Annotated in this window: 23 protein-coding genes and 1 pseudogene; 8 read left to right on the plus strand and 16 right to left on the minus strand. The window is 60.0% G+C overall.

The window, feature by feature from the left end:
- Window positions 1–217 precede the first annotated feature (217 nt).
- From Q8R73_RS26065 to Q8R73_RS12600, 8 genes and pseudogenes are all read right to left on the minus strand, one after another.
- On the minus strand, window positions 218–1,636 hold the full coding sequence (locus tag Q8R73_RS26065) for a Clp protease N-terminal domain-containing protein (RefSeq protein WP_371126085.1): 1,419 nt from the start codon (window positions 1,634–1,636) through the stop codon (window positions 218–220).
- A 243-nt stretch (window positions 1,637–1,879) separates the two neighbouring features.
- Window positions 1,880–2,680, minus strand: coding sequence for a hypothetical protein (locus Q8R73_RS12570; RefSeq protein WP_305719869.1), 801 nt, complete (start codon window positions 2,678–2,680; stop codon window positions 1,880–1,882).
- 229 nt (window positions 2,681–2,909) lie between these two features.
- The gene (locus Q8R73_RS12575; protein WP_305719870.1) at window positions 2,910–3,122 is read right to left on the minus strand and encodes a DNA-binding protein; all 213 of its coding nucleotides are present in this window, start codon (window positions 3,120–3,122) and stop codon (window positions 2,910–2,912) included.
- Window positions 3,123–3,396: 274 nt separating this feature from the next.
- On the minus strand, window positions 3,397–3,825 hold the full coding sequence (locus Q8R73_RS12580) for a hypothetical protein (protein WP_305719871.1): 429 nt from the start codon (window positions 3,823–3,825) through the stop codon (window positions 3,397–3,399).
- Window positions 3,826–3,842: 17 nt separating this feature from the next.
- On the minus strand, window positions 3,843–5,258 hold the full coding sequence (locus Q8R73_RS12585) for a site-specific integrase (protein ID WP_305719872.1): 1,416 nt from the start codon (window positions 5,256–5,258) through the stop codon (window positions 3,843–3,845).
- 317 nt (window positions 5,259–5,575) lie between these two features.
- Window positions 5,576–5,704, minus strand: a pseudogene (locus Q8R73_RS12590) (PepSY domain-containing protein); the annotation flags it as partial.
- 277 nt (window positions 5,705–5,981) lie between these two features.
- Window positions 5,982–6,365, minus strand: a complete 384-nt coding sequence (locus Q8R73_RS12595; protein WP_305719873.1) for a response regulator — start codon at window positions 6,363–6,365, stop codon at window positions 5,982–5,984.
- Window positions 6,366–6,559: 194 nt separating this feature from the next.
- The gene (locus Q8R73_RS12600; protein WP_305719874.1) at window positions 6,560–6,856 is read right to left on the minus strand and encodes an HU family DNA-binding protein; all 297 of its coding nucleotides are present in this window, start codon (window positions 6,854–6,856) and stop codon (window positions 6,560–6,562) included.
- Between the two features lie 818 nt (window positions 6,857–7,674).
- On the opposite strand from Q8R73_RS12600, the gene Q8R73_RS12605 reads away from it, so the two are divergent.
- Complete coding sequence (locus tag Q8R73_RS12605) at window positions 7,675–9,531, plus strand: ABC transporter ATP-binding protein (protein ID WP_305719875.1); 1,857 nt, start codon at window positions 7,675–7,677, stop codon at window positions 9,529–9,531.
- A gap of 38 nt (window positions 9,532–9,569) precedes the next feature.
- Window positions 9,570–9,842, plus strand: a complete 273-nt coding sequence (locus Q8R73_RS12610) for a PqqD family protein (protein WP_305719876.1) — start codon at window positions 9,570–9,572, stop codon at window positions 9,840–9,842.
- On the opposite strand, the gene Q8R73_RS12615 is transcribed toward Q8R73_RS12610, so the two are convergent.
- A complete protein-coding gene (locus Q8R73_RS12615; protein WP_305719877.1) occupies window positions 9,800–10,195 on the minus strand; it encodes a lasso peptide biosynthesis B2 protein in 396 nt (131 codons plus the stop codon). The two genes, Q8R73_RS12610 and Q8R73_RS12615, sit on opposite strands and share 43 nt — an antisense overlap.
- Before the next feature lie 65 nt (window positions 10,196–10,260).
- On the opposite strand from Q8R73_RS12615, the gene Q8R73_RS12620 reads away from it, so the two are divergent.
- Window positions 10,261–12,033 carry an asparagine synthase C-terminal domain-containing protein gene (locus Q8R73_RS12620; RefSeq protein WP_305719878.1) on the plus strand — a complete coding sequence of 591 codons (1,773 nt, stop codon included), beginning with the start codon at window positions 10,261–10,263 and terminating at the stop codon, window positions 12,031–12,033.
- A 272-nt stretch (window positions 12,034–12,305) separates the two neighbouring features.
- On the opposite strand, the gene Q8R73_RS12625 is transcribed toward Q8R73_RS12620, so the two are convergent.
- Window positions 12,306–13,400, minus strand: coding sequence for a LuxR C-terminal-related transcriptional regulator (locus Q8R73_RS12625; protein WP_305719879.1), 1,095 nt, complete (start codon window positions 13,398–13,400; stop codon window positions 12,306–12,308).
- A gap of 191 nt (window positions 13,401–13,591) precedes the next feature.
- Here Q8R73_RS12625 and Q8R73_RS12630 point away from each other — a divergent pair, with 191 nt between their 5' ends.
- Complete coding sequence (locus Q8R73_RS12630; RefSeq protein WP_305719880.1) at window positions 13,592–13,834, plus strand: hypothetical protein; 243 nt, start codon at window positions 13,592–13,594, stop codon at window positions 13,832–13,834.
- A 13-nt stretch (window positions 13,835–13,847) separates the two neighbouring features.
- Here the strand turns inward: Q8R73_RS12630 and Q8R73_RS12635 are convergent, their stop codons facing one another.
- Window positions 13,848–14,030, minus strand: a complete 183-nt coding sequence (locus Q8R73_RS12635) for a hypothetical protein (RefSeq protein WP_305719881.1) — start codon at window positions 14,028–14,030, stop codon at window positions 13,848–13,850.
- Between the two features lie 117 nt (window positions 14,031–14,147).
- Entirely contained in the window at window positions 14,148–14,834 is a 687-nt protein-coding gene (locus Q8R73_RS12640) for a TenA family protein (RefSeq protein ID WP_305719882.1), read from the minus strand.
- Between the two features lie 135 nt (window positions 14,835–14,969).
- Between Q8R73_RS12640 and Q8R73_RS12645 the strand changes: the two genes are divergently transcribed.
- A complete protein-coding gene (locus tag Q8R73_RS12645; RefSeq protein WP_305719883.1) occupies window positions 14,970–15,971 on the plus strand; it encodes a DUF808 domain-containing protein in 1,002 nt (333 codons plus the stop codon).
- 55 nt (window positions 15,972–16,026) lie between these two features.
- On the opposite strand, the gene Q8R73_RS12650 is transcribed toward Q8R73_RS12645, so the two are convergent.
- Window positions 16,027–16,284 carry a hypothetical protein gene (locus tag Q8R73_RS12650; protein WP_305719884.1) on the minus strand — a complete coding sequence of 86 codons (258 nt, stop codon included), beginning with the start codon at window positions 16,282–16,284 and terminating at the stop codon, window positions 16,027–16,029.
- Window positions 16,285–16,412: 128 nt separating this feature from the next.
- Window positions 16,413–16,898 carry a hypothetical protein gene (locus Q8R73_RS12655; RefSeq protein ID WP_371126086.1) on the minus strand — a complete coding sequence of 162 codons (486 nt, stop codon included), beginning with the start codon at window positions 16,896–16,898 and terminating at the stop codon, window positions 16,413–16,415.
- Window positions 16,899–17,009: 111 nt separating this feature from the next.
- Here Q8R73_RS12655 and Q8R73_RS12660 point away from each other — a divergent pair, with 111 nt between their 5' ends.
- The 3 genes from Q8R73_RS12660 to Q8R73_RS12670 all read left to right on the plus strand — a co-directional run bounded on the left by Q8R73_RS12660 (window position 17,010) and on the right by Q8R73_RS12670 (window position 18,629).
- Complete coding sequence (locus Q8R73_RS12660; protein ID WP_305719885.1) at window positions 17,010–17,600, plus strand: formyltransferase family protein; 591 nt, start codon at window positions 17,010–17,012, stop codon at window positions 17,598–17,600.
- Between the two features lie 167 nt (window positions 17,601–17,767).
- Window positions 17,768–18,130, plus strand: a complete 363-nt coding sequence (locus tag Q8R73_RS12665) for a hypothetical protein (RefSeq protein WP_305719886.1) — start codon at window positions 17,768–17,770, stop codon at window positions 18,128–18,130.
- A gap of 112 nt (window positions 18,131–18,242) precedes the next feature.
- A complete protein-coding gene (locus Q8R73_RS12670; protein ID WP_305719887.1) occupies window positions 18,243–18,629 on the plus strand; it encodes a hypothetical protein in 387 nt (128 codons plus the stop codon).
- 13 nt (window positions 18,630–18,642) lie between these two features.
- Here the strand turns inward: Q8R73_RS12670 and Q8R73_RS12675 are convergent, their stop codons facing one another.
- Together Q8R73_RS12675 and Q8R73_RS12680 are read right to left on the minus strand one after the other, a co-directional pair.
- Window positions 18,643–18,843, minus strand: a complete 201-nt coding sequence (locus Q8R73_RS12675; protein WP_305719888.1) for a hypothetical protein — start codon at window positions 18,841–18,843, stop codon at window positions 18,643–18,645.
- An 11-nt stretch (window positions 18,844–18,854) separates the two neighbouring features.
- Window positions 18,855–19,253, minus strand: coding sequence for a RidA family protein (locus Q8R73_RS12680; protein ID WP_305719889.1), 399 nt, complete (start codon window positions 19,251–19,253; stop codon window positions 18,855–18,857).
- Window positions 19,254–19,300: the final 47 nt, after the last annotated feature.

Below are 19,300 nucleotides of genomic sequence, written 5' to 3' on the forward strand. Positions count from 1 at the left end.
CGTGGACAGATCACATGATTGGACATCAAAAGCTGCCACTCGAACGCGATTGGCGTTCGTTACCGTTGCGGACGTGGACGGCCTTATCCCCCGATGGCTATCTGGGTAGCGTCCTTGTGGGGGTCTGTGGTGCGCTAAGCCGTGCTTACCGTCCCACATCAGAGCCAAAAATGTTGCTGGCGAGCGGGACGGTCCTACTATCGGATCATTGGTGTACCTAAAGTCCCAACCGAGACAAAAGGGAGACGATCCAACCAAATTGCGCTTCCAATGCACCCGCGAGCGAAAGAAGAATCGGCTTCGATGCAGCAAGAAAACTGACCATGGCCGCAAAGAGTTGGTCCGGATGCTTCATTAGATGAGAAACGCCCTCCTTCACGGCGCTGTCGCGCGCAACCTTACCGACCTCACGACCTTGCTTAAGAAGATACTGGCCGATAGCGCCCAATGCGCCACGTATCCACGAGTGTTTTACGGACGTTGCCCCTTGCGTAACTGGAACGCCCAGATTTGAAGCTGATTCGTCTAATCGTTTTATCTCCGACGCGACGTCCAAAGTCTCGTTGTCGAAGATCTGACCTGCGCTCGAAAGTTGATCGAAGATGGGATCAAGCACCCGGTCTCGGAGCGCATCCAACGACTCCGACATTTGCCGGTAGCGATCAAGTTCCGTCGTAACACTATGTATGTCCGGAAAGAGGGTGATCAGACCCGCATGAGCAATAATCAAGGATTGGGTTGCAAATAGTTGATCCGCGTCCAAAGGTGGATTTCGCTCACGATCTGGAGAGGATTGTGATTTGACCTTTAAAAACATTTCGATGTCGAAGCCGGCCATAAAAAGCGAGTAAGCGCCCGTCTGAGGTCCAAGTCTTGCGAGAGCGTCGCTATAATGGTCGACAAGCCTCTTGAACTCCGGGTGTTCGTTGGCGCGTAAGTCACACAGACGCTTGAGATCGGAATGACGCTGCTCCACCAATGCTTTTCGTTCGCCGATCTGATCAATGGCAGGTGTCTGCTCAAAATGAAGTCGTCCCGCAATAGGCACGAATACTGGCGCAGAACTAGAACTCTCCTCTATCAGGCTCGAAATTTTCTCGTCATCCGCCGCCTGCTCTTCAGGCACTAGACCATGAGAGATATAGCTTACAACATCGTAGCGAGTAATGCCCTGCCCTAAGAGGACCTGTTGAGCAAACGATCCTTTCTCCGAAAATAGGGCGGCTAGAGCGTTTGCGCCGGTAACTACCTCACGGCCCGAAGATTGGACATGGATAACGGCTCGCTGAATGACTCTTTGAAAGCTTTCTGTAGGTTTAGCATCATCCGCCGGCTTTGCGACGATTGGGCGACGTTCAGGGAAAAACCATCTAGAAATTACATTTATGAAGGCACCACTTTCGTCCGCGGGGGTGGACTCGGATGCTGCCGGCAACTGAGCCTTGAGATGATAGCTCAACACTCTTCTAAGCTCGCTGAGGTCGCCGTGACATGCGTCGATGACGCTTGACGCATCTTCGTCATCGAGCAGTGCGAGCAAGAGGTGTTCCAACGTAGCAAACTGACTTAGCTCTTCGTTCGCTATCGCCAAAGAGCGATGTAAGGTCTGTTCGAAGGCTGGAGAAAACGTTGTCATGAAAAAATCTTTCGCTGCGGAACTTCCGCGCACATGTCAGTTCCCCTAAAAATGTTGATTCGATGAAAACAAATCATGGCCGCGACCGATAACCTCCGGTGTTTGACATTTGGCTTCTTCTCACGGCACCTTAGCTCAGGGACCGCAACCAGTGAATGTATCGATTTAGGTTTTCCCGCACTTTCGGGTTCTCGTGGCGTTTGCGCTGCACTAATGGTAGCCGAAATGCTCGTACCTTGCGCATCACCGCGGCGGCCACAGCCCTGGGGCGGGGCCCACAGCGCCTTCAATTACGTCGCTCCGGTTTTCCACCCGATCCCCAAGGCCAGAGAAAGCGGCGCTAGTGCTGTGGAGATTTCCCTGCTCTTGGGCTATGGCCTTAGCAATCAGAATGTCAAAGGCGTCGCTAACACGGTTGCCGCGATGAGGGTGGAAGGACCGTGCTTTACCAGCCAGCGGCATAGCAACCACCGGCAACGGTTGGTTCGTCCTTGCCTGCGCGGTCGCGAAGACCTTGTCGAAGTAGACCAACGGCTTATTATCGTTCCCTTGTCCTGCGATCTGCTTGGTTTCGGCAACAATCATGGCGACTGAGTAGCCGGCCTTGATCCACTTGGCCGCGCGTTCGGTCACGCCGTACCAATTCATCGGTGCTTCAGCGTGGTCCTTGAAGCCAGCGGCATTCAGGAACGTGAGACCGAGGGCGATGGCATCTCGCTTATCTGCAGAGACCTCTTCTCCTTTGTCCGAAAGAGATTTTCCATGATCGCGCACTTGCTTTTCTACATCATCATTTAATTCATTCAATTCATACAATTCATTCCTCTTTGTAGTCGATTGCGCAGTCGTATGCATCTCGGTTTGCGTGGTCGCCGAGCTGTTGGGTCGCTGATATGCGGCCCACTTGCAAAGGGTTATGAGGGTTTGACCTGTAGTCGTCTGCGTGGTCACTGACTGGTCAAATACGAGGGCGCTCAAAAATCGCTGCACCCGCTTATCGGACCATCGCCAAGCCTTTGCCATGAAGCGCACCGAGAACGTCAATTGACCCGGCTCCAAATGAACTACGATGCGATGTCGCCCGTTGGTGGCTGGCACCTCGCGCGCGGTATGTGATGCGGACTCTATGAGCCAAAGCCACGCTTCCAAATTGCTGAACGCGCCTTGAGGTTTGAACCTTGGATGTGCCAGCAGACCTCGCGAGACTAGAAAATATCCGCGGTTGTTCGTTTGCCCGCGGTTTGGGCGGCATGGCGCTGGTGCTGAACCCACGTCATGCCCCCCCGAGCGAGCCCGCGCGACGCTTCTCCCACTCCTCCAGCAGCCTCTCGCGAAAATAACGCCGTCCGTTGATCACGATCGGCCGCGGGAACTTAAGAGCTTCGTTTTCGAGCCAGCGGCCGAGCGTGCGCGTGACAATCTTATACCGAGCGCAAGCCTGCTTCGCGGGAATAAGTGGGCCGGTATCCTGATCATTTTCGTTCATGGCGGTGCTCCAAGACACAATGGCGTAGGTCTCAGGGCGGGAAGCGCCTGGACCCGACTGTTTGCAATGTGATGATTTGGATGCACCGTCCCCGGCACATTGAGCGCTGCGACATCCGTCCCCGGAGCGTGGGCTCGTGCACCGTTACTCGGTGATTTGAATATGCCTGTCAAGTCTCGGACAAAGGCGCACTAATGAACCGGTTTTGCGATCCAAATTATTTTGATCTGGAACCTTGAGCTCCGGACATCCGACGCTTGACCTAGTCGTGTCGTCACTTCTTTAGCACAGATACTAATCCAATGAGCATTCCGCCGAACCCGATCAGCAGCGTGAGGCGCATCTGCCAAAGCTCCCAACGCTCCTTTTCCTCCTTCCTCACAGCGGCCCGGAGCTTAAAGACTTCTTGAGGGCTCAGTCGCCACTTCCCGTCATAATCACCTTCAACCCATTTTCCGTTAGACGTGGAAAATGGCGGTGTTGGCAGTTGGAGGTAGGTCGCTTTACTCTGCCATTGTTGACTCAGCAGCAATCCTATCTCGTCATCGATAACCCCAATTTCTTGCGCGCGAACCGCGTAAACGGCATTTTCATCGTCATCCGTTTCAGCCTCTTCATATTTTTGGTCGTAGAACCGCTCTGTTTTCTTTCGACTTCTAACAAGACGACGTAGATTGAAGTAGCTCTTGATTTCATCAAGCATTTTCTCAACCCCACAACTCAAGCAGATGCAACGATGGGATGATCCGAAGCTCCTCTAACCATGCTAACGACGTTAGTAGCCGATCCCGGATTGACGAGGCTCAATACAAAGTTCGACCACGCCTCTAACGCTCGCCGCTTCTCGTCAGCAAACGAGTGCCGCTGATAAACGCCGGCCACACCGCGGAAACTGCCGGACGTGTGGTTCAGAATCTTCTCAATCACTGGAAGGTTAATGCCGAGACGCGCCATGCCGGTCGCTCCCGTCCTACGTAGATCATGCAATGTCCAGTGCGCAAGCGGCTGCACATCCGCCGGATTATCGCCGCGCTCGACTGCATCGACCTTTTGAAGCTTTATGATTTCGGCATCGAGCCGTTCCTTAGCCCGACTGAACCCCGATACCGGCGTTGTGCCCGTGACTGTGAAAATCAAGCCGCGCCTACCTATCATAGGCAACCCCTCTAGCAGAGCCCAAGCCGCAGGCGACATAGGCACCTCGTGCTCTTGGCCGTTCTTTACCCGGTCCCGCGGAATGACCCAAAGCCGATCCTGTGCCTTCAATTCTGGCCGAGACATGTCCGCGACCTCATCGCGGCGCTGCAGCGTGAGGATCAGGGTTTGAACCATTGGACCAAACGGCCAACCGATTGCGTCGGCACCGCGCCAGATCAAACGCAACTCGCCATCATCTAACACGCGATCACGGGATTGCTCTGCTGTCGGCGGCGACACCCCGGCGCAGGGCGAAACAGCAACGATATCCCGGGACGCTGCCCAGGTGAACATTTTGCGGATGGCCGCCAGGACGCGATTTGCCGTCACTGGCGACCCCCGTGAGACGATCCGGTCCAGAAGGTCATGGACATCGCGCCGCGTGATTTCGCGCACCGTGCGATCACCCCACTGGCTTAGGACCTCGCCCGCGCTTTCGGTGCGGACCAGTTTGCTCTCATCGTCCGGGTCTGGCTTCAGCCCGATCAGGCGAGCAGTCTGAAGCCAACTTGAGGGGCGAGTTTTTTGTTTCGCATATTTTTCGATGAAAAGTCGGGCAACGGCTTCAAACGTATCGCGATCAAGCAATTCAGATTGCTCGGCTCGCAGTCGGGCGTGCTTCTTTTGCCGCTTTTTTTGTTTCCCGGGATCGATGCCCCGCGCAACCTGCAGGGCCGCCTCGCCGGCAAGCTTCCGCGCCCCAGCTAGCGTGTTCGCTTGATCCAGCGCCGCGTGCTCCGGCTCATCCGTGCCAAGATACACGGGACCGAGCGTCAACTTCTTTGGTTTGCCAACGAAGCGATATCGGAAGGCCCATGATTTCGCCCCGGCGGGCTGCACCACCAAGTAGAGGCCCTTGCATCCAGGGTCGGGGATCTCCCGGCGATCTGCGGTGGGCCGAAACGCTTTGACGGACAAAGGTGTAAATGGTCTAGTCACGCGCGGGCCCCTTCAGGGTAACACCGGGTAACAAATTGAGGCTGTCTCTACCTGTTACCCTGTGTCACGGACAGTAGGAGACATTAGCACTAAATACAAGGATTTACAGGTGATTTTGGCCTCTCGATGTCTTGACTTGTCCCGATCTACTCCCATCGGCACGTGACTTTTAATCATGGGGTCGAGGGTTCGAGTCCCTCCGCGCTCACCAATATATCAGATCCTCTATCAGGCCCCGCCCCGCTGCGGCATTTGAGGTTTGGGTTCGAACCATCAAAAAGGCCCCGCCGATGATGGCAGGGCCCTCCTTCGGTTGGCTAATCATCTACCTTTTCGGACGTGATCGCGCCGGTCTTTGGATCGGCATGGAATTCCATCTTCTTGCCGTTCTTGATACCTTCGCCTTCCCAGCGACCGTCATCGGCTTCAAGTTTCGTCACTTGAGTGTCCTACTCATGGCGTCAACTCCTTCTTGATGAGGCACCAACAAGGCTGGAAGCAGAAGGTTTCGGGGACTGCTGATTGAAAAAAATAGCCCCGCCGATTGGGCAGGGCTTTGTCATTGCTGCTTTGCCAATCTCCCTTAAGGATAGCGGACAACTATCCCAGATCTGGCAGCGCGCCCGAATAGCCGGGCATCGATCACGCGGCAGCTCAATCCGCGAATTTCTTTGTTGTGCATACGCCAAGGCTGCCGCCTCCCTCGTCGGGAAGCCGACCTGCCTATGGTTTCGGTGCAATGTCGTTGAGAAGGTTCGAAATGGCGGTGACGAGTTGCGCCGGCGCGAACGGCTTGCTCAACAGGACGCTGTTGGGAACGCCGTGCGAAGCCCACTCGTCGGCCGCCGCTCCGGTCATATAGATGATGGGAAAAGCCGGATCGATCTCTCTGGCCCGCTTCGCGACCTCCCAGCCATCGATCCTCCCAAGCAGGTTGATGTCGGTGACGAGGCCGCGGAATTTATTCTGAGCCTGCAGCAGGGTGACCGCTTCTTCGCCGGAAGCGGCAATGACCGGTTTGAAGCCTCCACTTTCCAGTGTTTCCTCAACGACAGTCCGTACCAGTGGGTCGTCTTCAACGACCAGGATCACAATCGAATCTTCCAAAGTCCGTCCCCCTGCCTGCCACTACATCGTGCAAGCCGGGGAATTGTTCCGGCCAAGTGTATAAAAGTGAACATAGCGGATTCGACGCCACACCCGTATAGAGCTGGCGCGCCGGCGGCTACGGGACATGGCCGATCGATGGGTCGGCCTCTCGCGGGCAGGTACGGCGGCCTGCGTCTGCTGTTTGGAACAGCTCACACGGCGTCTTTGGCCACCTTCAGCGGGGACGCCTTGACCGACTTGCTGGCCGGCTTGGCCGCGAATTCCATCGGCTCTTTCGTAAACGGATTCACGCCGCTGCGGGCTTCGGTGGCGGGCTTGTTCACGACCGACATCTTGACGAAGCCGGGAATCACGAACTCTCCGGACTCATTCAGCTCCTTGTACCCCACAGTCGCCATTTGCTCGATCACGGCCTTGACGTCTCCCTTGGCAACCTGCGTTCCCTCGGCGATTGCATCGATCAACTGGTTCTTGGTCATCTTGGCCATCGGAAGTACCTTTGTGTGGGGTTGGGAACGGATTTGAGCGCGCGGGCTATGCGGGTGCACAACTCGGTCCGGAACGCGGTAAAACCACGCAGCGCGCTTCTCGTTCATGCCTGCGGTGATGAAGTTACCGGGCTTTAAACCCATCGAAGCCCAAAACGCAAGAAGGAGATCGGCGCGAGTTCCATGTCTCCCCGACCAGGCCGCCGCACCGGCCAGGGCGCCGATCATGGCACAAGCACGGTCCGGGAGCGGCAGGACCCGATGGTTCCGTGCCGAAGCCCCGCCTCCCGAATCACGATGTCGCTCGCCGCGGCGCTGATTAGGCCGAATCTGCAGGCCGCCAAAAAGTAATTGGGCTCACCGGCCTGGCCGGTGAGCCCAGAACAAGCGCGCCACGACCGGCGCAGGTCGCCTCGGTCCTGTTAGCAACGCTGTCCGTTGGACAGACGGCACTGACTACCCGGCTGGCTCTTCGGGTCCGACGCGGTCTGGGCTTGTGCCAGCGATCCCCCGACAAAAACCGCGAGCGCGAACGCAGCTGCGACCAGAGCTGAAAAACGAATCATGGAATCCTCCTGATTTGGGAACGCCAGCTCCGGCTCGGCGAGGCTGGTGACAGATAGTGTCTCGCCATACGTGCGGGCGGCGCGTCGGGGCCGCATCCCCCAAATAGATGAAAGCAGCCGAAATAAAACGCCGCGCGCAAAGCCGGTTTATCGGCCACGGCAGCCCTTCGGTGTTAGAATGAGGTCGTATCGAATCTCCCGCGCCCGATCGCCGGGAAGCAGCTGAATGTATCGCCGAACAGCGACGTTGTTATGCATAGAATTGATATTGCCGCCGCCCCGCCTCCAGATGTCCCGCATTCTTCATTACTGGCGTTCTACCGATACTTTCTCGCAGAGCATAAGCAGATCTTTGTCTGGCTGTTTATCTGCGGCTTCGGCGTGGCCTGCGCTGACGCCATGGTTTCCGTATTCGTCGGGAAGGTGGTGGCTTTCGTCGGTCAGCCCGACCGCTGGCAGGCATGGCTCGAACGTTGGCCGACGCTGGTTGCACTTCTCGTCGCGATAGGAATCGTTCGCCCTGGCATCATCTATGTCGATCTGCATCTGCGAAACAGCTATCTCGTTCCCGGCGTCACGTCCCGTATGCGCTGGATCAGCCATTGGCTGGTGGTGAACCAGAGCTGGCAATTCTTCCAGAATGATTTTCCAGGACGCCTCGCCCACAGGGTAATGCAAACCGCCGGCTCCCTGCGCGAAACCGCCGAGGCCGCCATTCGCGCGGTCTGGTATCTCGCGATGTATGGTGGCGCGAGCGCCGTTCTGCTGGGCGGCGCCGACTGGCGGCTGGCGCTTCCCATTGCGGGCTGGTTTTGTGGCTACGCCCTGTTGTTGCGCCATTATGTGCCGCGACTGCGGGCAAAGGCAGATGGCAGTTCACAGGCCTATTCGGATCTGATGGCCCGAATCGTCGACTGCTACAGCAACATTCTGACCATCAAGCTGTTCTCCTACGCCGCGGCCGACAGCGATCACGTTCGCCACGCCCTGCTGTCGCACAACGATGCCCAGCTGCGGCACATGCGAACGATCACCGGCTTCATGACGAGCCTCACGCTTCTCAATACGGCGCTGTTGACAGGAACAGGCATCATCGGCGTCAGCCTGTGGCTCAACGAGTCCATTGAGGCGGAGGCCGTGGCGATGGCGCTCCCGCTGGTATGGCAGCTATCGAGCACCGGCGGCTGGGTCGCGTGGGAAATATCCGGCATTTTCCAGAACCTCGCCGACGTCAAACAGGGGATGGAGTCGATCGCGGCGCCCAACCCGACGGTCGATCCTCCCGGCGCAAAAAAGCTCGAGATCAGGACCGGCGCCATCGAGTTCAGACAAGTGGGTTTCGGATACTCCAGCGAGCGCCCGCTGTTCGAGCAGTTCACATTGACTCTGGCGCCGGGTGAGCGCGTTGGCCTGGTCGGACGATCCGGCGCGGGAAAGTCTACTCTCGTCAGCCTGCTGTTGCGGCTCTACGACATCCAGGACGGCTGTATCCGTATCGACGGACAGGACACCCGCGAAGTCTCGCTGGACAGTCTCCGATCCTGCATCGGCGTAGTCACTCAGGACACCGCACTCCTGCACCGTTCGATTCGCGACAACATCATGTGCGGCAAGCCTGACGCCACGGAGGCCGAGCTCGAGCGAGCCCTGAACCAGTCCCGAGTTTCGCAATTCATGCCGGACCTGCGCGACGAAGACGGCGGAACCGGGCTCGATTCAACCGCCGGCGAGCGCGGTGCGCGATTATCGGGCGGGCAGCGTCAACGAATCATTCTGGCGCGGACGCTGCTCAAGAATGCCCCCATCCTGGTGCTGGACGAAGCCACAGCGGCGCTCGATTCCGAGGTGGAGCATGCAATCCAGGAACAGTTGGACACGCTGATGGTGGGCAAAACAGTCATTACAATTGCGCATCGCCTTTCAACGCTGGCTCGAATGGACCGAATTGTCGTACTGGATGCGGGACACATTCTGGAGGAAGGATCGCATGAACAGCTGATCGCTCAAGGCGGACTTTACGCCTCACTCTGGCAACACCAGACCGGTGGACGCCTTCCCGGCGGCGAACACTCGTCTTTCGCGCCGCCCAAATCTCCTGATTTCCACTGACTCTTCCCCGAAACTCTCCATCGCAAAGTGGTTTGAACATGCATATTCGACTGGCTGCCGGCACGACTCTCACGAACGTTGAAGGAAAGGACGTACTCTTCTCCGTAAAATCAGGCGATTCCTACGGCCTCAATGAAACGGCCGCGCGGATGCTGAGGCTCGGACTGGAGGTCGACCTGGAGCAAGTCGTCGATCGGCTGGCAGACGAGTACGGCGTCGAACGGAAGGAAATCCGTGATGATTTCGAAGAGCTCGCTCGCGAACTCGTTCAGCTGAAATTCGTGTTGGTCGCTTCAAGCCAGGGCGGGTAGGAAGCCACAACGGTGAAATCTTCCATACCCGGAGTCTCGATGAAGGTCTGCTCATTGCATATCACCCAAGCGTGGCCCGAGAGCGGCGACAGCCGCATGCCGATCCTGAGGGAAGCCGGATGACCATGACGATTCAACACGTACCAGGTCGCAACCGCCTGATCGAGACACTCGATCCGCAGCGGCAATAGCTGCATGCCGCGTATCGCGCTGCCGGCGAGATCCTCCGCTGATGCATCCGGCGAACGGCCGCGCCCCCGGGCGCGTCCCAACCATCGAAAGAAGGTGACGGTGCGGTCGATCCCGAACAGCTTCGTCGAGAAATGAGAGAAACACAAAATGGATACGCTCATGCAATTCGGCATTTCTGTAGGACTGCTTACCTCTCGATAGTAACCGAAAAATATCGGAACCGGCAATGAACGCATACTCGGCTGCCAACTCCCTCTGGAGCGTCGATCGAAACTGCCACGCGGTAGATTGTGCCCGGGGAACCATTCTGATCGAGGGAGCCGTCTTCCGGGTCGAGAACCAAGTCGGGCGCCGGGCTCTGGATCATTTGGCCGCGCTGATCGATCGCGAAGGCCCGGCTTCGATCGCCAGGGCGGAGGGCGATTTCGTCGCCATCATCGCAACAGATCAGGACGCCTTCGCGTTCAAGAGCTTCACGTCCCAGTACCAGATCTACTATCGGGAGTCGGATGGCACGGTTGCCAACCGCCTCGGCTTTTTCTTCGATGCTTCCAACGCAAGCTGGAACCAGCACTACTTCGCCAGACATGTTCTGCTGGTGCCGGGCTATCAGTTTCTGAGCACCGAAACACCTCTCGATAACGTCAGCAGGGTGCTTCCCGGCGAATTGATCCGACTGCGTCCCTCCGTGACGCGCCAACAACTGATCCGGCGGAATTACACCTATCGGCTCGATGTCGCGCAACGCAACGAGGACGTTGCGCCGGATATCCTGGCGATCCTGCGAAATTCGATCAAATCCCGTCTTGCGGCATATCCGGATGCGAAGCTTTGCGTCGAGATCTCGGGCGGCCTCGACTCCTCGTTCATAGCCTGCCTGCTGGGCGAGGAGGCTTCGAACATTCGCGGCGTGATGTTTTCACAGCCGAATGTGCCCTCGCATGTCATCAGCGAAGGCTATGCGCGCGAAGTCGCGGACCGCTACGGGATCGACCTCGTCGTGATGCGGCCCGAAGACCTTCCGGATGCGGTCGACGAAACCCCTGATTATGCCGATGAACCGAGCGATTTCTTCTGGTTCGGCGACTTGTTTTCGAGATCGGTAGCCAACGTGGCGGAGCCCGGCTCGCAGATTTTTACCGGCTTCGGCGCGGATCAACTGTTTCTGCGCTCGCCGTCATTCCTTCCATACCTGCTGCAACGCCGTGAGTACCGGCACTTCGCAAAAGCCCTGCCCCCGGCCAGCGCGCTGCTGTCGCGCGGGCGGGCCAATCTCGGCTGGCAATGCATGCTGTCGCTCGTTCCTGAAGGTATCCACCGACGGCTTAACCGGGCATTTGCCGACCGGGGGTGGAACCCGTGGGACGTCGGCGACGTCAACATGCGCCGTATGCTGACGGATGTGGTTCCCTGGCTACGTTGCGGCCGAAGCCTCCACGCCTATTCCGGAGAACGGGAAAAACTGGAAAAGGAGTTGGTCGGCGATGGGATCATCTGCGACGACTGGGGCTATTTTTCCGCGCCGCGGACCGTGACGCAGAGTCATTTCGCCGCGAAAGGACACACCGACGCTTCACCCTATTGCGATCTTCCGCTGCTGGATTTTGTCTATGACGAGGTCAGCGCCCTGCGCGTCCATGATTTTGAAGGGCGTTACAAGGAACTGCTGCGGGAATGCCAGAAGGGTATCGTGCCGGAATCGCTGCGCGGCCGGCAAAACGACACGTTCGTCTTCAATTCGTTTCAGCTGACATATGTGAACAAGGCCCGAGCGCATTTCGCCTCGCTGCTCAAGACCATTCCCGACGGCTGGGTCGATCAGCGGGGTGCGAACCATGCCCTGGAGCAGCTCTCGTTCGGCATCACCACCAGTTCAACCCGATCGGCGCTGGCCCTGATGGGCTATTTGAGCTGGCGCCGGGCTTTCATAGGGCACTGCACCTCCCCCGGCGGACCGAAGATCGCCGGCGCGATATCCGCACGATCCCTGCAGTCATGAAAAAGCGGCGCGCTCGCGAGGAGCCCGCCGCCTGGATGTACCGACGTCTGTTGTTACTTGAAGTAGCCGGAATACTTCTTGCCGTCGGTGCTCGGTCCAGTGTGATTGGACTTGATCAGCGCCAGGGTACCCAGCTTGACGATCGTCGGTTTGGTGTAAGATTTCACGATTATCTCCGTAAGATTCAGGCGCAAATCACGCCATTCCAATAGTGCAGTCAGTCAATCGACGCGTCATCCTCCAAATAGATGAAGAGACTCGCCGGTCAGACGCTAATTCTTCGCCGCGCCGCGATCAAGCGTGACGCTGGCCAGCAGCGACACCACCTCGGCCTGTCGGGCGCATCCGGTTTTTTCCAGAACCTGACGCAGTTGCGAGCGGACGGTGGAGATCGCCACCCCGCCGCTGGCTGCAATCTCTTCCAGAGTCTCGCCGACGGCCAGCCCGCGCGCCACCCGGGCCTCCGAAGCGGTCAGGTCGAACAGCGACCGCATCAGTTCCACCGGTGGCGCTGCCGGCGCCGACACCGGCGTCACCACCAGAAGCGCGTAGCTGCCGGCAAAGATATCGTGCGCGGAGCGTCGGATCGGAATGATGTGGACCACCAGCACCGCCTTGTCGTCGGCGTCGCGCAGCGGAAATGAGCGGACGGAGAATTCGGAATTGGTATCGAGCGCCCCAAGCGCCGCCCACAACAGGTCGTTGGCGCGACTATCCGTCAGTGCGATTCGGTTCCGGGCGCGCCAATGCACGTGGCCGGACAAATCCTCGATCAGGGGGTGGGTTTCGATCACCGTGCCGTCCTCGCCGAGCAGCAGCGCGGGCAATCCCATCGACGTCAGCGCCTCCTTGGCGCCAACGGCACGCTGCAGCCCCAGCCGGGCCGAGACAAGGGCGCTGCGCGCCAGATGAGAACGCAGCTGGTTCAGCGCCTCGACGCGCTCCTTTTCGATCGGTCCCCGATCGTGATCGCGCTCGATGCTGAAGACGATATGATCGCCGGTCGGCAGTTGCAGACCGGTACCGGCGGACCAACCGAGCCCGTGCGGGCGAAAGAAGTCCCGATAGATCGGATCGTTGTCGAGCTGTTCCTGCGTCCAGAAATCATGTTCGACAAAGAATGCCGGCAGCGTCCGTCCAAACAGGCAGATCCGGCGCGGACAGCGCTTGAACCACCCGTCTTCGACATAGGAACGAAAAATCTCGTTCAAGTTCGCCGACGCGGTCCATGTGAGAACGCGGTCGCGGGCGGAGAACAGCAGGCCGCCACGCGAATCCGTCAGTTGCGCCAATTCATCGAGGACGCCGGGCCAGAGTTCCGGAACGAAAGAACTTTCGTAGATGCGGTCGATCAATTCGGACTTCATGGAACTCCCGTAAGACACTTGCGATCAACCCGCGGCGGCAAAATCGCTTGGCCTTCGCACCGTATTTCGCTGCTTGCCGTCAATCAAGCGCGCACCAAGCCGTTGATTTATGCGGCCTTCTGCCGCGCGCGGCGTCGGAACCTGTTGCGGGTCAGATGGTTGGGTCCAGCGAAGCAAAAGTCAGGAAATAGATGCGCGAGAAAAAGATCGGCCGGCCGCTGGCAATCTCCGCCGCCGTTGCCCTGCTCAGCACGGCGGCGTTTCTAATCGTCGAGTTCGGCCCTCGAAACCGGGAGGCACCCGACCGGATGGCGACCAAAGAAGCCGCGCAATCAGCCGGCGCGAACGTTATCCCGACTCAGCCCGAGCTGGCGGTTGAACCCACACCGGCGGGACCCAAGCGGATTCAGTCGTTTCCCGGTGGGACAAAGTAAAACGGGGACTCCGTCAGGCCGACCAGCGATCCTCTTCCCGTGCCTGCTCCTCTGCGTTCAGGCGCTCCGCCACCTCCTCCGCGGTCTGCTCGTTGCACGCTTCCGCAATCGTCTCGCCGTCACTCTTGACGATCTTTTTGCGCCTGGTGCGAACCGGAAAGTCATCGGGTTCGAGGGATTTTTCATCTTCGGGCATTACATTGCCTCCCATATTCGGTTGGTGCGCAACTGGCGATCCGAACGCCGGTACCGCGAGAGAAAACATTCCAGACGGATGTCGGTTCCTTCGGCCGCGCGCTGCAGGCGGCGTGCTCTAGGCGGGCGAAATGCCCTGGCGCTGCCCAGCGCGCCAGCCCATCTCCCAGAACTCGACTTCGAGTCGGGTGGCTTCCTTGAAGATCGCGATCAGGTCTGCCTCGCGGGCCGGCGTGGCATAGAGATCGGCGAGACCATCCAGCTGCATCAGCGCTTTCGCCGCGAGCTCCTGATAGGGCGCGCCGGCATATTCGGCGATCCAGGCGCGGTAGGGATTGGTTTCAGCGAGCGCGCCGGGGTGCGCGGCGAGTCTGGTCGCGATCTCCCCGTAACCGATGACGCAGGGGGCGAGCGCTACCTTGAGCGCCAGCAGATCGCCGCGCATGCCCGCGTCGAGCACATAACGCGTATAGGCCAACATCTCGACCGCCGGCGGGGCGTGCTCCAGATCGTCAGGCGACAGGCCCCACCCCGCGCACAGTTTCACATGCAGGTTCATCTCGACGTCGATGATGGCCGACAGGCCGGCCGCGGCTTCGCGCATGTCGGCAAGCCTGGGCGACTTGTAGACGGCGAGCGCATAGGCGCGGGCAAACTCGATCAGGAACAGATAGTCCTGAACGAGGTAGCGACGGAACGCAGCCTCGTCGAGCGAGCCGTCTGCCAGCCCGTCGGTAAAGGGGTGCAAAGTGTAGGTCCGCCACTCCGCGGATGCCGCTGTCTTCAATCGCTCGAAAAAACTCATGATCTTTCGCCGACGGCCTCTCGACGGGTGTCTTCGGCTCGTTGCCGGGTTATAGCTGAGACGAGCAACAATGTCCGCGCTCACTTCGAGAGTCGGCAATCAGGCCGGCGATCTGTTGATTGAAGGGAACTGTTGATGAGCATCGGACTGATCGCCCTGCTCGACGATATCGCGGCGATCGCGAAGGTCGCGGCGGCTTCGCTTGACGATATCGCCAGCCAGGCCGTCAAGGCAGGCGCCAAGGCGGCCGGCGTCGTCATAGACGACACTGCGGTCACGCCGGGCTATGTGATCGGTTTCGCCGCCAAGCGCGAACTGCCGATCGTGGGCAAGATCGCGGTCGGATCGCTGCGCAACAAGCTCCTGATCCTGCTTCCCGCGGCCCTGGCCCTGAGCTTTTTCCTGCCCTGGGTCATCACGCCTCTGCTGATGATTGGCGGCGCCTATCTCTGCTATGAGGGGGTGGAAAAACTGCTGGAAGCCGTGCTGCCCCATCATGCCCAACAGCACGAAGCCCAGCTCGGCACGGTCGCGCTAAACCCGCAAACCCTGGAGGACGAAAAGGTCGCAAGCGCCATCAAGACCGATTTCATCCTCTCGGCGGAGATCATGGCGATCACGCTGGCGGCACTTCCCGCCGGCAGCATCTGGACGCAGGCCCTGGTGCTGGCGGTGGTCGCGATCGGGATCACCGTCGCGGTGTATGGCACGGTCGCGCTGATCGTGAAGGCCGACGACATCGGCTTGGCGCTGGCAACCAACGGCGTTGCCCCGCCGTTCGGCGGCATCGGCCGGGCGCTCGGGCGCGGCCTCGTTCGCGGTATGCCCGCCTTCCTGACCTTGCTCAGCGCCGTCGGCACCGCCGCCATGATCTGGGTCGGCGGCGGCATCGTGCTGCACGGGCTGGAGGTCTACGGCCCGCCATCGATCGGACACGCCGTTCACGCCGCGACCGAGGCTGCGGCTCACGCGCTCCCGGCGGCTGCGAGCGTGCTTGAGTGGATCGCCCATGCGGCCATATCCGGGGTCATTGGTCTTTTGATCGGCGCGGTCTGCATCCCTGTCATTGGATTTGTCGTTGCGCCCGCATGGAAGCGGCTGAAGGGTTTGATGCCGGGCAGCGCCGGCGGGAAGTGAGTCCCGGCTCGCATCGGATTCCCTGCACCCCTCTGCACACCGTCCGCGGATGGCTTCAGCCCTGCCCGTCCTCCAGCCCATACTCCCGGTAAATCGCCAGCGGGTCGCGGTCGGGAAACAGCCGGCATTTGGCCTGCGCCAGATGCACGGTGACGGTGCCTTGCTGGCAACTGGCGATCAGGAGCTTCCTGATATCCTCCATGTGAGGCCGCGGCTGGCTTGCCGGCGGCAGTTGCTCCAGCGCGATCAGCGCGGTGGCGAGCGCTTCCGTGAGCACCCACTCATCGTGGCCGGTGATTCCCTTTTTCGGCATTTGGATGGCCTCATTCCAGGGATGCACAAAGTCATGCCACCCGTTCAGCGGGTGTTGCAAAGAACGGTATTGCTCGGCGGCCGCGGAAAGCCGGTCGCCGCAGGCCTCGCCGCCGCGATGACCGCCGCTTACTGCTTCGCGAACGGAATATGCTGGTGGTACTGCTTCGGTATCGAGCTTCGATAGCGCGCCGGCACCGTGCCGCTGTCGATCGATTTGTCGATCTCCTGCTGCCGGGTCATCTTCTTCTTCGCCGCCTTCTTTTTCTTGGCGTTCGCCGGCTCGGTCGTGGCCGCTTCCTTCGCGGCGGCTGGCGGCGCTGTTGTCGTGGCTGCGGCGGCCGGTGGAGTCGTCGTTGCTGCCGGTGGCGTGGCCGCTGGCGTTCCCGTCCCGGTACCCGGCGTGGTCTGCGCCAGCACCGTGCCGGCCGACAGCGACACCAGAACAATCGTCGCCGCGATCAAGGGATGTCTCTGCTTCAAGGAAAATCCTGGCATAAAAACCTCCAATGCTGCCCCGGCTGCAATGCAATCAGCGTAAGCCCGCGGCATCGCCTCATGCAAGCCGCCTTCAGTGGCGTTTTTGCGGCCCGGCGCTTGGACACGGTCGGCCATTCCGAACTCCTTCCCGCCTGTTGATAACCCGGCCTCGCCGGCGCCCCCGGCGTGACAGACGGCGGCGACGTGTTATCGACGGGACGCCTTGCCCTGGACGGATATGACACCATGCGGATTACCTTGGTCGGCTCCCGCCATTTCGGCGTGACGACACTGAACATGCTGCGCCAGCAGGGCGTCGAAATCGCCCGCGTCGTCGTGGCGGACTCCGACGACCGCCTCGCTGCGGCCGCCCGCGACGCCGGCATAGCGGTTGCCGTGCAGGCCGATCCCAAGCTCGTGGTGGCCAGTGAGATCGCCGAAGGAACCGACCTGATCGTCACCGCGCACAGCCACGCCCGCATCGGCAAGGACGCGCTGGCGGCGTCCAGGCTCGGCGGGATCGGCTACCACCCCTCGCTGCTGCCCCGGCACCGCGGCATCGCGGCAGTCGAATGGACCATCCGCGAAGGCGATCCGATCGCCGGCGGCTCGGTTTATCATCTGGCCGACCGTATGGACGCCGGTGCGATCGCGGCCCAGGAATGGTGTTTCGTCAAGAAGGGCGAAACCGCCCGGGAATTGTGGGAGCGGGCGCTGGCCCCGCTCGGCCAGAAGCTCCTGGCAGAGGTAATTGAATACGCAAAGATTCATGGGTCGCTGCCCGCCAAGCCGCAGGACGAGCAATTCGCCACCAGCGCGCCCAACTTGCCAAGGTAATCAGGCACCGGCAGCATACAGGTCAAATCCCTCGTTCCCGGCCCGGAACCAATTTGGCTGGCAAATGTTTGATATGTAGGGAACTTTTCGCGTTGTGGCGGCGCAGCAAACTTTGAACACATTGTGGCTCAATACCGCGCCATCACACCTATTCGGGGATCTGATTCATGCGCTTCACTCGCATTCGCGTCGCTTTTCTTGCCTCCTTTTTGGTCGCCGCCGGCACCTTTGCCGCCGGTCCCGCCTCTGCTGACAGCAATGCCTATGACGGGCTCTGGAACGTCACCGTCGTGACGAAATCCGGCTCCTGCCAGCCGACCACGAGTTCGACACTGGTCGTGACCGATGGCAAGGTATCGGCCGGTGGCGCTGCCGTTTCCGGCAAGGTCGGAAGAGAGGGACTTGTGCGAGTCTCGATCAATGGTGCATATGCGAACGGCCAACTCAACGGGAAGACCGGTTCGGGGAAGTGGAATGGCTCGTCTGCAGGCGTACCGTGCAGTGGTCGGTGGGAAGCGTCGCGGCAATAAGCCCGGTCCCACAGCGGAAATCATCGCAAACGCGCGACGGCTGATTTTCGCAGCCGTCGCGTTTTTCTTGGCCGGGACCGTAAGCCATGCGGACCCCGGGGCATTCACCGGCATGGCCGGCAACTGGTCCGGCGGAGGCACCATCACGCTGGACGACGGGTCCACCGAGCGGGTTCGGTGCCGTGCCACCTACGCGGTTCGCGCTGACGGCGATGGCCTCAACCAGACCCTGACTTGCGCCAGCGACAGTTTCAAATTCAATCTCGCCAGCAACGTCATCGCCCAGCGCGGCGCATTGTCCGGAACCTGGAGCGAAAGCATTCGCAACGCCAGCGGCAATCTGGAAGGCCGCGGCGGCGGCGGCCATTTCAATGTCGTCGCCAACGGTCCTGGATTCAGCGCGCATATTTCATTGACGACGCGCGGCAACAAGCAATCCGTCGTGATCAAGTCCGACGGCGCCTTCCGCGTCACCTCGATTTCGCTGACCCGCTCTTGACCGTCTGCCGCAGCTAACTGGTTTTGGGCTTGGCCAGGCGCTCCGCCGTCTCCGTCATGGTCTTGGCGATCAGCAGGGCCTGTTCCTTGTTGAGCGCGAAATCCTGCACGCCCTTATGCGTGGTCAGCGACAGCACCATGATATCGGGCTGGTTCTCCGGCCAGCCGGTCGCGAAGGCGGTCACAAAATCCGCGGAGGTGGATCGTTTGTTCATCGTCGGTTTCCTCAGGCGTTCGGCACGAACGCGGTGACTTCGATCTCGACCTTGGCGCGCGTATCAACCAGGCCCGAGATGTAAAGCAGCGTCGATGGCGGGAAATTGCGCCCGAGTGTCTCCTTCCAGGCGGCGCCGATGCCGGCGCCCGCGGCCTGGTATTCCTCGCGGCTGGTCAGGTACCAGGTCAGGCGAACGATATGCTCCGGGCCGGCGCCGGCTTCGCCGAGCAGCTTGATGATCCTGCGCAGCGCGGTGCCGGTTTGCGCCGCCATATCGGGCGCATAGTCGCCCTTCTCGTCGCCGCCGGGTTGGCCGGCCAGCACCACCCAGCGGCCTGGACCATCGACCGCGACGCCGTGCGAAAAGCCGCGGGGCTTTGACCATTCGGCCGGTTGCAGAATGAGCATGAAGGCGTTCTCCCGATTGTTGTTGTCGTCGTTCCCGGACGGCCCGG

This window comes from Bradyrhizobium sp. (genome assembly GCF_030697065.1).
Lineage (GTDB): Bacteria > Pseudomonadota > Alphaproteobacteria > Rhizobiales > Xanthobacteraceae > Bradyrhizobium.

What these genes read in the sequence shown, in the direction of transcription:
- Q8R73_RS12675 (WP_305719888.1), bottom strand. Translation starts at nt 18,843, where the DNA reads ATGAACAAACGATCCACCTCCGCGGATTTTGTGACCGCCTTCGCGACC.
- Q8R73_RS12630 (WP_305719880.1), top strand. Translation starts at nt 13,592, where the DNA reads ATGCGCGAGAAAAAGATCGGCCGGCCGCTGGCAATCTCCGCCGCCGTT.
- Q8R73_RS12645 (WP_305719883.1), top strand. Translation starts at nt 14,970, where the DNA reads ATGAGCATCGGACTGATCGCCCTGCTCGACGATATCGCGGCGATCGCG.
- Q8R73_RS26065 (WP_371126085.1), bottom strand. Translation starts at nt 1,636, where the DNA reads ATGACAACGTTTTCTCCAGCCTTCGAACAGACCTTACATCGCTCTTTG.
- Q8R73_RS12600 (WP_305719874.1), bottom strand. Translation starts at nt 6,856, where the DNA reads ATGGCCAAGATGACCAAGAACCAGTTGATCGATGCAATCGCCGAGGGA.
- Q8R73_RS12680 (WP_305719889.1), bottom strand. Translation starts at nt 19,253, where the DNA reads ATGCTCATTCTGCAACCGGCCGAATGGTCAAAGCCCCGCGGCTTTTCG.
- Q8R73_RS12655 (WP_371126086.1), bottom strand. Translation starts at nt 16,898, where the DNA reads ATGGCCGACCGTGTCCAAGCGCCGGGCCGCAAAAACGCCACTGAAGGC.
- Q8R73_RS12575 (WP_305719870.1), bottom strand. Translation starts at nt 3,122, where the DNA reads ATGAACGAAAATGATCAGGATACCGGCCCACTTATTCCCGCGAAGCAG.
- Q8R73_RS12580 (WP_305719871.1), bottom strand. Translation starts at nt 3,825, where the DNA reads ATGCTTGATGAAATCAAGAGCTACTTCAATCTACGTCGTCTTGTTAGA.
- Q8R73_RS12610 (WP_305719876.1), top strand. Translation starts at nt 9,570, where the DNA reads ATGCATATTCGACTGGCTGCCGGCACGACTCTCACGAACGTTGAAGGA.
- Q8R73_RS12660 (WP_305719885.1), top strand. Translation starts at nt 17,010, where the DNA reads ATGCGGATTACCTTGGTCGGCTCCCGCCATTTCGGCGTGACGACACTG.
- Q8R73_RS12665 (WP_305719886.1), top strand. Translation starts at nt 17,768, where the DNA reads ATGCGCTTCACTCGCATTCGCGTCGCTTTTCTTGCCTCCTTTTTGGTC.
- Q8R73_RS12605 (WP_305719875.1), top strand. Translation starts at nt 7,675, where the DNA reads ATGCATAGAATTGATATTGCCGCCGCCCCGCCTCCAGATGTCCCGCAT.
- Q8R73_RS12670 (WP_305719887.1), top strand. Translation starts at nt 18,243, where the DNA reads ATGGCCGGCAACTGGTCCGGCGGAGGCACCATCACGCTGGACGACGGG.
- Q8R73_RS12620 (WP_305719878.1), top strand. Translation starts at nt 10,261, where the DNA reads ATGAACGCATACTCGGCTGCCAACTCCCTCTGGAGCGTCGATCGAAAC.
- Q8R73_RS12635 (WP_305719881.1), bottom strand. Translation starts at nt 14,030, where the DNA reads ATGCCCGAAGATGAAAAATCCCTCGAACCCGATGACTTTCCGGTTCGC.
- Q8R73_RS12625 (WP_305719879.1), bottom strand. Translation starts at nt 13,400, where the DNA reads ATGAAGTCCGAATTGATCGACCGCATCTACGAAAGTTCTTTCGTTCCG.
- Q8R73_RS12650 (WP_305719884.1), bottom strand. Translation starts at nt 16,284, where the DNA reads ATGCCGAAAAAGGGAATCACCGGCCACGATGAGTGGGTGCTCACGGAA.
- Q8R73_RS12615 (WP_305719877.1), bottom strand. Translation starts at nt 10,195, where the DNA reads ATGAGCGTATCCATTTTGTGTTTCTCTCATTTCTCGACGAAGCTGTTC.
- Q8R73_RS12640 (WP_305719882.1), bottom strand. Translation starts at nt 14,834, where the DNA reads ATGAGTTTTTTCGAGCGATTGAAGACAGCGGCATCCGCGGAGTGGCGG.